This is a genomic window from Acinetobacter minutum (assembly GCF_035916735.1).
Classification (GTDB): Bacteria; Pseudomonadota; Gammaproteobacteria; order Pseudomonadales; family Moraxellaceae; genus Acinetobacter.
The window spans coordinates 26,386-39,077 of sequence record NZ_JAQIHG010000012.1 but is presented as its reverse complement, the minus strand read 5'-3'; the positions used below and the strand labels follow the sequence as shown (position 1 = coordinate 39,077).

Genomic DNA, 12,692 nt, shown 5'->3' with positions numbered 1-12,692 from the left:
GAGTTGCAATGTACAACGGTGGGATAGGTTTTATATTTTTAACATTCGGGTAAACTAGCGCTAGTCCTGATGAACCCTTTTGGAAGAATTAATTTGATTATTCGGCGTTATCTCGTCAAGCAAGTTGTATCCACTTCTCTGGTGGTGATTGCCTTATTGACCTTGATCATGATGGGTGGCCGATTGATCAAGTATTTTGGTATCGCTGCGCAAGGTCGTTTGGATGCCAGTATCCTGTTCAGCATTATTGGCTACCGGATGCCGGAATTCCTGACCCTGATCTTGCCGTTAGGATTTTTTATCGGTTTGATGCTGGTGTTTGGCCGTTTATATGTCGATCATGAAATGGCAGTACTGAACAGCAGTGGCGTGAGCCGGCATCAACTGGGCCGTTTACTTATTCCGCTAACTTTGGTCTATTTATTGGCACAGAGCGGGTTAATGCTGTGGATGTCACCTTGGGGTTTGCGCCAATTTGAAGAGCTGACCACCAATCAGGCGGTGCGGACCGGTTTTGATCTGGTGCGACCAAAAGAATTTATTTCCTCGGGGCCATATACCATTTATGCCGGTGATCTTTCCGATGACCGCAAAAACCTGAAAGATATCTTTTTCTATCAGCGTGCTGAAAGACCCGGTAAGCCGGATGTGATGATTCTGGCACGTGAAGCGACCCGGGTTGAAGTGGCGAATGATACGGCCAATGTGGTTGATCTGGTTGAAGGCCGCCGTTATGAAATTTATCCGGGCAAGCCACAGTATTCACAAGCTGAATTCGCAAGCTATCGTTTGCGTCTGGAAAATGACAAGGCTGCCCAGTTTGAAAGCGCTGAAGTAGAAGCCTTACCTACCGCGAAACTCTGGAAAAATCGCCATGATCCCGTGGTGGTCAGTGAGTTGGGCTGGCGTTTCTTTGTGCCGTTTGCCCTGATTGTGGCTTTGATGCTAGCCGTGGCCTTGTCCGAAGTGAATCCACGTCAGGGACGCTATTTCCGCCTTTTTCCGGCCATTCTGATTTTTGCCAGTTTAATTGTGGCCTTGATGGCAATTAAAACCCGCATCAGTAAAGACGAGCTTGGTGTATGGGCTTATCCAGCGGTCTTGATCGCCTATGCGATCGCTGCAGCGCTGTTCTCGCGTAAGCAGAAATTGGGCCCTAAAATCCAGAAACACATTGAACGCGTGAGGTCTTAACAATGTTTGCACGTCGAATAGTCGCTAAACATGTGACCAAAACTACCGCACTCGCAATGCTGGGGGCGACAGCCGTCTTGTCTATGCTGCAGGTCCTGTTTACCTATCTGGGAGAATTGAGTGACCTAAACGAGCACTATAATGCCTGGCAAGCATTGCAATATGTGCTTTGGGGGGCACCGCGTTACCTGTATGAGATTTTGCCGATCTCGGCTTTGATGGGGGCGGTGCTGGGTCTGGGCACTATGGCATCCAACAGTGAGCTGATCGTGATGCGTTCAGTCGGGATTAGCCTGTGGCGCATTGTTGGCTGGGTGATCCGCTCCGCGATGTTGTTGGTGGTGCTGTCTTTTGCCTTAAGCGAATGGGTGATTCCATATACCAATGAGCAGGCAAAAAGCGTGAAAACCCATCAAAGCGTCGCCACTTTAGGTGAAGTGAAAGGCTATTGGACACGTGAAGGCCAACGTTTTATTTATATTGATTACGCCAATTCACAAGGCAATCTGCGCAATATTCAGGTCGTCGATTTTGACCAGAATTATCGGTTGCAATCGGTGCTGAATGCGGAGCAAGGGCAATTTGTCAGCGATGGGCGCTGGAATTTAAGTACCGCCCAGCAGGTGGATGTTTTAGCGAATGGTAATGCCGTCCATCAACGGGCAGATCAACAGGCTCTAGGACTCGCTTTACAACCGAAATATGTGCATATGGTGACGATTGATCCTGAAGACCTGTCACCCAGCCAGTTGATCAGTTTCATGCGCTATATGCATGAATACAGCCAGGTACCAAAAACCTATCAGTTGGCGTTCTGGCAAAAAGTTGGTGCGCCGTTTGCTCTGATTGCCTTGGTTCTGATTGCCTGCTCGTTTATTTTTGGGCCATTGCGTCAGCAGTCGATGGGTTTCCGTTTGGTCATCGCGCTGTTTATCGGGTTAGGTTTCTTTTATCTGCAGGATTTCCTCGGTTATGCCAGCTTGGTGTACTCGCCATCGCCAGCGTGGTTCGTCTTTATCCCGATTGTCCTGATGTTTATTGCCGGTGGTTATTTACTGCAGCGCGTCCGCTAAAAGCGTATAACACTTTGCCAGTTCGTCTATTTCTGTGCGTGAAAGCCCGCACAGAATATAGAGTCTTGCAGCAAAATTCGGTAAGATAGCATGCTGAATTTGTAAACAAATGAAAGAGTGAAAATCATGACGGATGCAACTGCTGGCAAAATCCCTCACGTTCTGGTGATTATGGATGGTGTGGGCCATCGTGAAGCGGTCGAGGATAACGCTTTTCTTGCAGCGAAAACTCCAAATTTGACAGCCATCACACAAAAGCATCCGCATGGTTTGATTTCTGGCTCTGGTGAAGATGTAGGTTTGCCGGATGGCCAGATGGGTAACTCGGAAGTGGGTCACATGAACTTGGGCGCAGGCCGAGTGTTGTACCAAGACTTTACCCGGATTACCAAAGATATTCGTACTGGTGCGTTCTTTGAGCATGAAGTGCTGGTGGATGCGGTTGAAAAGGCCAAAGCATCTGGTGGCGCTGTGCATATCCTGGGGCTGTTGTCGGAAGGCGGTGTGCATTCTCATGAAGACCATATCGTGGCGATGTGTGAACTGGCGCTAAAACGTGGTGCGCAAGTTTATCTGCATGCTTTCCTTGATGGCCGTGATACACCACCGAAAAGTGCACAACCTTCGTTAGAAAAACTGGATGCGCTGTTTGCCCAATATCCGGGTCAAGGCCGTATTGCATCGATGATTGGCCGTTACTATGCCATGGACCGTGACAATCGCTGGGACCGTGTAGAACAAGCCTATCGCCTGTTGACCGAAGGTGAGGCAGTCCGTACTGCAGCCACTGCGCTAGAAGGTCTGGAACAGGCCTATGCAGCGGATGAAAGCGATGAGTTTGTCAAGGCGACCCGTATTGGTGAGATTGCCAAAATCCAGGATGGCGACAGCATCGTCTTTATGAACTTCCGTGCTGACCGTGCGCGCGAGATCACCAAAGCCTTTGTGGAAAAAGACTTTGCCGGTTTCGAACGTAAAGTCGTGCCGAATTTAGCCAAATTCGTCATGCTCACGCGCTATCAGGCCTCGATTGATGCACCCGTGGCGTATATGCCGGAAGAGCTGAAAAACTCGATTGGTGAATACCTGTCAAACTTGGGTAAAACGCAGTTACGTATTGCTGAAACCGAAAAATATGCGCATGTGACGTTCTTCTTTAGTGGTGGTCGTGAAGATGAATATCCAGGTGAAAAACGCATCCTGATTCCATCTCCGAATGTGGCGACATATGACCTGAAACCAGAAATGAGCGCTTATGAAGTGACCGATGAACTGGTCAAGGCCATCAATTCTGGTGAGTATGACCTGTTAGTCGTGAACTATGCCAATGGTGACATGGTGGGGCATACCGGTGTCTTTGATGCTGCCGTGAAGGCAGTTGAAGCGGTGGATACGTGTTTGGGCCGTGTTTACGATGCTGTCATGGCCAATAAAGGCCATATGATCATCACGGCAGACCATGGTAATGTGGAGCAGATGCAGGACTACGAAAGTGGTCAGGTGCATACTCAGCATACCACTGAGTTGGTGCCATTTATTTATGTTGGTCCAGGCGCAGCTACGATTGCCGAAGGCGGCGTGTTGGCCGATGTCGCACCAACGCTGTTAAATTTGATGCAGCTGCCTGTACCTGCAGATATGCAGGGCCGTAATTTGATCACGGTTGAGGCTTAACCCCCAAGAGGACGGAATGATGCAACAAGGAAAGACCCTGGCTCAGATTCTGGGGATCGTGTGCTGTTGTTTATTTTCCGTTCCGGTTCTTGCAGCAGAGCGTCCGAACACTGATCTGGATTCGGACGTCGTGCAAGAGGATTTTACTGAGGTGCCAGTAGAATCCATCCAGCAATTTGTACAGATCTACGGTCTTGTACAAAAAAACTATGTGGAAGCAAAATCTGATGAGGTTTTGTTCCAACAGGCGATTAAGGGGCTGGTCAGCGGACTGGATCGTTATTCGCGTTATTTATCTCCTGAAGAATATCAACAACTGCTGCAATATACTGAAGGTGAGCTGGCAACGGTCGATTTTGGTTTGCGTTATGATGTTCAGCATCATCAATGGCAAATCCAAAACTTAAAAGAAGGGGCTGATTCCAGCAAACTGGGCCTGCGCAATGGTCTGGTGGTCGACAAGATTGACCATCAAAGCTTAAAAGAGCTGAACCATGTTCAGGTGCAGGAATTGCTCACCGGTTCGATTGGCTCCACCATGCTGGTACAACTGGATGAGCAACGTCCTCCGGTGAGTATCGTCCGTAATAAAAAGATTGAAGCCGATACCCAAGCTCAGTTATTGCATAATCAGGTTTTGCTGATTAAAGTCCGGGTCTTTCAGCAGGATACTGCCAACCAGATTAAGCATCTCATCGAAGATCATGCCAGTAATCGTTTGAAAGCAGTCCTTATCGATTTACGTAATAATCCGGGGGGGCTATTGTCTGCTGCGGTGGAGTCTGCGGACCTGTTTTTAAATCAAGGTGTTATTGTCTCAACCCGCAGTCGTTCCGAAGGTGATCAGCAGTTTCAGGCCTTGCCGAGCAATGACTTTCAGAACCTGAAAATTGGCATTTTGATTAACCAGCGCTCTGCTTCTGCCGCTGAAGTTTTTACCATGGCTTTAAAGGAGCATGGTCGTGCTTGGGTGGTGGGTGAGAAAAGTTATGGTAAGGGCGTGGTACAAAAGCTCTTTGCCCTCCCCAATGGTGCTGCACTGCAAATGACCGTCTCACATTACTACACGCCTTTAGGTCACATGATTGAGGGGCAAGGCGTTACGCCAGATTACCTGTATCCGATTTCTGGCGAGATCCGTGATGAAACCTATCTGGAAAATGTCACTGAGTTATTGATCAAGCACAAATAGTTTTATTCGACCTCGGAATCCAGGCCCAGTTTTTTGAGCCGGTAGCGTAAGGAACGGAAACTCATGCCGAGTTTCTTGGCCGCTAGCGTACGGTTCCAGTGGGTCATATCAAGCGCCTTTAACAGCAGCTCTTTTTCGATTCTTTCCAGATAATGCTCTAACCCTTCAGCTGGAAGTTGACCATAGAGAATACCCGGAACATGGACAGTCGTGGCTGAAGCAGATTCCTGTTGAGGCAGCATCGCTGGTTGTAGAGGGGGGGAAATGCTGTTTTGCAGATCTTCCACTTGCAATTCTGTCTCGTCGCAAAATGCGATGGCACGTTCCACCATATTGCGCAATTCACGCACATTGCCCGGGAAATGCTGCTGTAGCAAAAACTGCTGGGCTGCTTTACTCAGCGATTTCACGGGCAGATCCCACTCATCACACACCTGCTGAATAAAATGGTCTGCCAATAATAGAATATCCTGTCCGCGTTCCCTTAAGGGAGGAAGTACCACATCAATCACATGCAGGCGGAAGAACAAATCCTGACGGAATTTCCCCTGTTGTACGAGACCGGTCAGATTCTGATGGCTGGCACTGATGATGCGAAAATCGACATCAATTTCCTGATCACTGCCGAGTGGGCGAACCTGTTTGTCCTGGAGCACTCGTAGCAGTTTGACCTGCATGTTGAGCGGCAATTCAGCAATTTCATCCAAGAATAAACTGCCCCCATTCGCTGCCTGGATCAGCCCCTGTTTGTCCTGTGCTGCCCCGCTAAAGCTGCCTTTCTTATAGCCGAACAGCTCACTTTCCATCAATTCTGCCGGAATTGCCCCACAGTTAATCGCAATAAAAGGTCCCTGATTACGGTTGCTGAGCTGATGAATCAAACGTGCGACCACTTCTTTGCCACTGCCGGATTCCCCGGTAATAAAAACAGGTGCCTGAGAACGGACAATTTTATTCAGGTCTGCCCGTAGCTGTTGGATGGGTTCGGAACGGCCGATCAACAGGCGATTTTCGGGACGATCTTCAGCGGCAGGACACCAGGATTTCGGCAGATTGAGGGCTTTTTGTAACAGTTGGGTTAAATGCGTCTGATTAATCGGTTTACTGACAAAATCAAAGGCTCCGGCTTTTAATGCACTGACTGCAATATCCATACTGCCATAGGCGGTCAGTACGGCAATCGGTGTGTTGGGATAACAGCGTGTGACCAGTTCGACCAACTCCAGACCGTTACCATCTGGCATGTTTAAATCGGTCAGGCAGGCATCGTACTGGTATTGGGTAAAGAAATAGCGCGCACGTTGTAAACTATGCGCAATATGCGTCTTGATGCCCATACGTGCCAGAGTCATCTGCATCAGCGTACATAAGTCTTCTTCATCATCCACCAATAAGACGAGGGCTTGTTTTTCTGTCATGATCCCTGCAAAACCTGATTCAAATGATTTGTGGAGCATTCAATGCGGAAACATGCTCCTTGTGGTTGTTCAACGTAGCTCAGTTTGGCTTGATTGGCTTCGCATAAACTGCGAGATAAGTATAATCCTAAACCAGTTCCGTTAATTTCGGTACTGAAAAATGGCTGGAATAAACGTGAAATATCCTGTTTCTGAACGCCTGAGCCAAAATCAATCACATCTATCCAGACCCCTTGCTCATGCGTACTGACCCGTAATTGAATAAAGTCTGATGCACGATTATGTCGAATCGCATTACGGATCAGATTGACTAAAACCTGACGGAGTTGCAGGGGATCAAACATGACCGAGCAGTCTTGTTGCAAGTCTAAATGAATCTGCTGCTGTATATCAGCAAAGTCTTCCTGCAGGCATTCGGTGAGGAAGAGTTTTAGTTGCAGCGTTTCTGGAAAAGTCCCTTTGTGTCGTGCCATATTGAGCGTGTCTTTAATAATGACATCGATACGATTGGCCTGTTTGGCAATCATCTGTGTGAGCATACGCTGCTGTTCAGCATCACTATCCAATAACAATTGATTGGCCTGAGTAATGGCGGCTAAAGGATTGCGTATTTCGTGTGCAATGCTGGCGGTCAGTTGTCCTAGGGCGGCGAGTTTGAGTTGTTGAACCTGCTGGTTGATTTTTTGTGCATCCTGTAGCACCAATAAACTCAGACTTTGCTGGGGTGTGATCAGTTTCTGTAACTGAATCTGGATGGTGTAGTGCGAAAATTGTGATTCAAACTGAAATTTTTCCCCATGTTTAAAATGGTCAAATTTGAGCAGTTGCCATAGATCAGGTTGGACTTCAGACAAAGGTTGTTTTTGATGGGCGAACGTGGGTAGGATCCCGAGCAGATGACACGCTGCTGGATTCACCAGCACAATATGGCAGGTTGCATCGAGCACCAGATAACCCACCTCAATTTGTTCCAGAATATAGCGGTTGATATTCTGCAGTTGATGAAATTCCTGTGACTGATGCAGATGCAGGTTTTGCAGAATCTGGAAGCGTTGTACGGCCAATTGACTCAAGCCATACACCACAAAAAACAAAAAAGCCAAAAGGGCATTGTGACCGACATTATTAAGACTAGAAAAATCCAGCACACTGCCGACAAAATGTTGATAAACCACGCTAATGACGGCAATCAGCGTGATAATCAGGGCCTTACGCTGATCCAGCAGGAGGCTAGCTGAAAAGATGGTAATCACAAAAAGCAGACTGATATGTAAACTTGGACTACCGACCGCAAAGGTCAGGATGCTCAGCATCAGAACATCACAAGCTAGAATGAGTACCAGCTGTCGTTGTGTAGAAAAAGGCAGAAATTTGAGACTGACCAGCTGGAATAAGCTAATCAGGGCATAAAAAACTGCAGTATAAAAATATAAGGTAGGTTGCTGATAATAATTCCCGAGTTGCCCTTGGGTGAACATAAAAATGAACGTCAGGCTTAGGGCAATAATCAGACGATAAATACTGTAATGGATAGCTAAACGATAAATCGTCTGAAATAGGGAAGCTGGAATCGCAAGCATCAGGTTGGTCTGGATTAAGGCTTAATTAAGCCATAGCGAATCGCCAAGTGAGTCAGTTTAACGTCACTGTCGATGCCGAGTTTTTCAAAAATCCGATAGCGGTAGGTATTAACGGTTTTTACACTGACAAACAGCTTATCGGCAATCTCTTGTGCACTGATACAATTGACGACCATCATGGCCACCTGCATTTCACGTTCAGATAAGGCATCGAAAGGGGACTGCTGGGTGTCAGACAGATAGGAGCTGGCGAGCTGCTCGGCAATATCAGCACTAAAATATTTACCACCTTGCATGACTTTTTTAATTGCCCGCACCATTTCAGAAATGGGAGCACCTTTCGTGATGTAACCTTTAGCACCTGCTTTGAGTAATAAGGACGGGTAAGGTTCTTCGGCAAGACCACTGACCGCGAGTACTTTTGTCTCCGGTGTAGACTGTAGCAGACGGCGCGTGGTTTCTACTCCACCAATACCGGGCATGTTGACATCGAGTAAAACCACGTTCGGATGATGTTGGCGAACCATAGCAATCGCTTCTTCACCCGATTCAGCTTGACCAATAACCTGGACATCAGCGTGATCTTCTAACATGCGACAAATCCCTGTACGTACCAGCTCATGGTCGTCGACAACTAAGACTGTGATCACGTTTCTCTCCTTTCTTTAAAACTCTTTTTTTTGTTACATAAAGCAAATTAAGCTTGCAATGAAACGACAAAATTAGCAATGCTATTCATATCCTCAATGCATTGTCTTGTACAAAATCGTGGCACTGGAAATGCCTGATTGCTGTGCAAATGTAAGGTATATTGTAGGTAATAAGCAACTTTCTCTTATTCTCCCCGAGTTGAGTGTCGAATGATGAAAACTTCTAAAAAGTCTTTAATGCATGTGTTGAGTATGTCTATTCTACTCAGCCTGAGTTCAACGAGCTTTGCAGAACTCGTCATGAATACGGCTCCAGGGGAAAATGGACAGGCTTCTCTCACTTGGTCAGCTGAAGAGGCCGACCAGTTTCTGAACGGTGAAGTAACCGTAGCACAAGACGTGACCCCGCCGGGTTCCACCAAGGTCACGACAACACTACGCAGCAGTACTCAGGCACCTGCAGCGACCGTGGCTAAAAAAGTCCAGATTCTGGATACTTCAAGCAATTATCGTAATCAGCCTGTTGTCAATGCCCGTTCGGCCTTGGTTCTTGATGCACAAACCGGTGAAGTGCTGTATAGCAAAAATACCAACACCGCTTTACCGATTGCATCGATTACCAAATTGATGACAGCCGTTGTGACTGCAGATGCACGTTTAAACATGTCTGAAGAAATCACCTTACAGCCTGTTGATTTCGCTGGAGCAGGTGGTAAAAACTCAAGCTCTACATTACGTGTCGGCGATAAAATGAACCGTGCCGAGGCGTTATTGTTTGCTTTGATGAAATCAGAAAATCCGGCTGCGGCTGCGTTAGCGCGGACGTATCCAGGCGGTAAGCCAGCCTTTGTGGCTGCAATGAATGCTAAAGCCCGTGCTTTAGGCATGACCTCGACCAAATATTATGAATCGACTGGGCTAGATCCACGTAATGTGGCATCCGCGCGGGATTTAGGTATTTTGGTCAGTGCGGCCTCACAGTACGGATTGATTCGCCAGTTCTCCACAACAGCGAGTTATGACTTTAACCTTGGCTATCGTGTCTTGAAATCCAATAATACCAATGCCTTGGTGCGTAATGGTGGTTGGAATATTAATCTATCCAAAACTGGTTATATCAATGAAGCTGGTCGTTGTGTAGTCATGCACACGACGGTAAATTCACGTCCAGCGATCGTCGTATTACTTGGTGCAAGCACCACGCAAGCACGTAACAGTGACGCGACTAACTTAATGACTTGGTTAGGTAATTTGCCAAAACGTATCTAGTTTCTTACTATCAGCCTGACAAAATTTATTTTTATCAGGCCATAAAAAAACCCTGCTGAAGCAGGGTTTTTTATTCTTTCATGCTGGAAAAATATTATTCCATATTTGAAAGAATTGAAGTTTTTACATCATTCATGGTGGCATCGATGGTCAACATGACTGCATCAGAGCATTGTTTGATGGCAGTATCTGGATCTTTCAGACCATTACCGGTTAAGGTGCAAACGATTACAGAACCTTCAGGAATCTTACCGTTTTTCACGTCACGGATGGCACCGCCCAAGCTTGCTGCAGAAGCCGGTTCACAGAACACACCTTCATACATCGAAAGCATACGCTGTGCTTCAAGGATTTCGCTGTCCTGAAGTTCATCAAACCAGCCGCCAGACTCTTTCATTACCGCATGCGCGTGGTTCCAGCTTTGTGGGTTACCAATACGGATTGCAGTCGCAATGGTTTCAGGATGTTCAACAGGAGCACCACGTAGGAAAGGTGCAGAACCGGCTGCTTGATAGCCGATCATTTTAGGTCGCGCTGCTTGTGCTGGTAAACCAGTGAAAGCATCGGCTTCACGATCATATTCACAACGGTTAGTCGCATATTCGCTTGGATCAACCGCTTGCTCTGAATAGCCCATCCAGTGCGCTGTAATGTTACCCGCGTTACCTACTGGCAAGCAGTGATAATCTGGTGCACGGCCCAAAGCATCAACAATTTCAAATGCCGCAGTTTTTTGACCTTGTAAACGGTAAGGATTGATCGAGTTTACGATGGTCACCGGGGCTTGATCAGCAACTTCTTTCACTAGGCGCATACCATCGTCAAAGTTGCCGCGGATTTGCATGGTGATCGCACCGTACATCATGGCTTGTGCCATTTTACCCATGGCAATCTTGCCTTCAGGAATCAAAACAAATGCTTTGATGCCCGCACGTGCTGCATACGCCGCAGCTGCTGCAGAAGTGTTACCTGTAGAAGCGCAGATAATCGCTTTTGAACCCGCTTCAACCGCTTTGGTTACCGCCATGGTCATACCACGGTCTTTAAATGAACCTGTCGGGTTTAAACCTTCATACTTCACATAGATTTCAACATCTTTGCCAATAATGCGTGGAATGTTCTCCAGTTTAATGAGCGGGGTATTCCCTTCACCTAAAGAGATAGCACGAGTCGTTGCTGAAACTGGCAAACGGTCACGATAACGATCAACAAGACCGGTATAACGATTGGCATTAGACATGATGGTGTTCCAAATGTGAGTAGAGCTGGTGAGGAGAGTTGCCCCTCAACCCGATTAACTGTCCAGCGATTCTAAACGAATTCGCACGATTTCGCCACGAGTTGCTGGCAATGCTTGGATTTTTGCCAGAGCCTCGTCCATTTTTGATTCCAAAATTGGATCGGTGAGAATCACAATTGGAATAAGATCTTTTAAGCGCGGTTGCTGCATGATTGCATCAATACTGATACCGGCACGACTTAAAATAGTGGTGATGTCGGCAAGTACACCAGTTTGGTCTTCTACATCCACACGGATGTAGTAACTGGTGGTCATATCCTCACGGTTCAGGATCGGAGTATCCGTCAAGGCTTCAAAGGCCAACTGAGGAATCGTACCTGAACCATCTTCCGTGTAAGAAATGTCACGTACGATATCCACGATATCTGCGACAACCGCTGAAGCTGTTGGGCCTGCACCTGCACCTGCACCATAATACAGTGTTGGACCGACTGCATTGGCCTGCACCAGCACGGCATTTTTAACGCCGTTGACATTCGCAATCAGCTGTTCTTCAGGAATTAAGGTCGGGTGTACGCGAAGCTCGATGCCATTTTCAGCACGGCGTGCAATGCCCAAATGTTTAATACGGAAACCGAGTTCTTCTGCATATTTTACATCTTGCGCTGTAATCTTACTGATGCCTTCGGTATAAACCTTGTCAAACTGCAATGGAATACCGAATGCGATAGAAGCCAACAAGGTAAGTTTGTGTGCAGCGTCAATCCCTTCCACGTCAAAGGTTGGATCGGCTTCGGCATAACCCAGTTCCTGAGCTTCTTTGAGCACATCGGCAAAAGCACGGCCTTTTTCACGCATTTCAGTCAGGATAAAGTTACCTGTACCGTTAATAATGCCCGCCAGCCATTCAATTTTGTTGGCAGCCAGACCTTCACGAATCACTTTAATAATAGGAATACCGCCGGCTACCGCCGCTTCATAGGCGATCTGGACTTTATGGTCATCTGCTGCTTTAAACAGTTCATTACCATGTTCAGCTAATAGCGCTTTGTTAGCGGTCACGACTTGTTTGCCATGTTTGATGGCTTCCATGATCACTTCATAGGCCGGGTGAATGCCACCCATGACTTCAACGACCACATCGACATCTGGTTGGCGTACGATGTCCATCAAATCGCCACTTTGCTTGATGCCTTCAAGATTTAAGTCTGGACGAGGGCGACGGGTACCTACATGGGTAATTTGAATTTCACGACCGGTGCGACGTTTAATTTCAGCAGCATTTTCTTGTAAAAGTTTTAGGGCTCCACCACCGACGGTGCCAAGACCAAGGATTGCCAGGCGAACTGGTTGCACGTCACACTCCATATATCACGAATTCAATTAAGTTTAAGATCATAGC

The 12,692-nt window shown here is 47.1% G+C and carries 10 protein-coding genes; 5 read left to right on the top strand and 5 right to left on the bottom strand.

Annotated features, from left to right (window positions below; genetic code table 11):
• Positions 1-93: 93 nt before the first annotated feature.
• The 4 genes from lptF (at position 94) to PAE54_RS06830 (ending at position 5,133) form a co-directional block, all read left to right on the top strand.
• Complete coding sequence (gene lptF / locus PAE54_RS06845) at positions 94-1,194, top strand: LPS export ABC transporter permease LptF (protein ID WP_273778208.1); 1,101 nt, start codon at positions 94-96, stop codon at positions 1,192-1,194.
• Positions 1,195-1,196: 2 nt separating this feature from the next.
• A complete protein-coding gene (gene lptG / locus PAE54_RS06840; RefSeq protein WP_326518887.1) occupies positions 1,197-2,267 on the top strand; it encodes an LPS export ABC transporter permease LptG in 1,071 nt (356 codons plus the stop codon).
• Positions 2,268-2,393: 126 nt separating this feature from the next.
• Positions 2,394-3,941: a 2,3-bisphosphoglycerate-independent phosphoglycerate mutase gene (gene gpmI / locus PAE54_RS06835; RefSeq protein WP_326518886.1), complete on the top strand. Its 1,548-nt coding sequence runs from the start codon at positions 2,394-2,396 to the stop codon at positions 3,939-3,941.
• Positions 3,942-3,957: 16 nt separating this feature from the next.
• Positions 3,958-5,133, top strand: coding sequence for a S41 family peptidase (locus PAE54_RS06830; protein WP_273778211.1), 1,176 nt, complete (start codon positions 3,958-3,960; stop codon positions 5,131-5,133).
• Between the two features lie 2 nt (positions 5,134-5,135).
• Here PAE54_RS06830 and PAE54_RS06825 read toward each other — a convergent pair whose 3' ends face one another.
• The 3 genes from PAE54_RS06825 to gacA are packed head-to-tail and all read right to left on the bottom strand — an operon-like array spanning position 5,136 to position 8,781.
• Positions 5,136-6,551, bottom strand: a complete 1,416-nt coding sequence (locus PAE54_RS06825) for a sigma-54-dependent transcriptional regulator (protein ID WP_326518885.1) — start codon at positions 6,549-6,551, stop codon at positions 5,136-5,138.
• Positions 6,548-8,134, bottom strand: coding sequence for a sensor histidine kinase (locus tag PAE54_RS06820; RefSeq protein WP_326518916.1), 1,587 nt, complete (start codon positions 8,132-8,134; stop codon positions 6,548-6,550). Before PAE54_RS06820 ends, PAE54_RS06825 begins: the two co-directional genes overlap by 4 nt.
• An 11-nt stretch (positions 8,135-8,145) precedes the next feature.
• Positions 8,146-8,781: a response regulator transcription factor GacA gene (gene gacA, locus PAE54_RS06815; RefSeq protein WP_273778213.1), complete on the bottom strand. Its 636-nt coding sequence runs from the start codon at positions 8,779-8,781 to the stop codon at positions 8,146-8,148.
• 213 nt (positions 8,782-8,994) lie between these two features.
• On the opposite strand from gacA, the gene pbpG reads away from it, so the two are divergent.
• Entirely contained in the window at positions 8,995-10,050 is a 1,056-nt protein-coding gene (gene pbpG / locus PAE54_RS06810; RefSeq protein ID WP_326518915.1) for a D-alanyl-D-alanine endopeptidase PBP7/8, read from the top strand.
• Positions 10,051-10,144: 94 nt separating this feature from the next.
• Here pbpG and thrC read toward each other — a convergent pair whose 3' ends face one another.
• Both thrC and PAE54_RS06800 read right to left on the bottom strand, forming a co-directional pair.
• Positions 10,145-11,290, bottom strand: coding sequence for a threonine synthase (gene thrC / locus PAE54_RS06805; protein WP_273778214.1), 1,146 nt, complete (start codon positions 11,288-11,290; stop codon positions 10,145-10,147).
• A gap of 54 nt (positions 11,291-11,344) precedes the next feature.
• Positions 11,345-12,646 (bottom strand): homoserine dehydrogenase, encoded by a 1,302-nt coding sequence (locus PAE54_RS06800; RefSeq protein WP_326518884.1) that lies wholly within the window; start codon positions 12,644-12,646, stop codon positions 11,345-11,347.
• Positions 12,647-12,692: the final 46 nt, after the last annotated feature.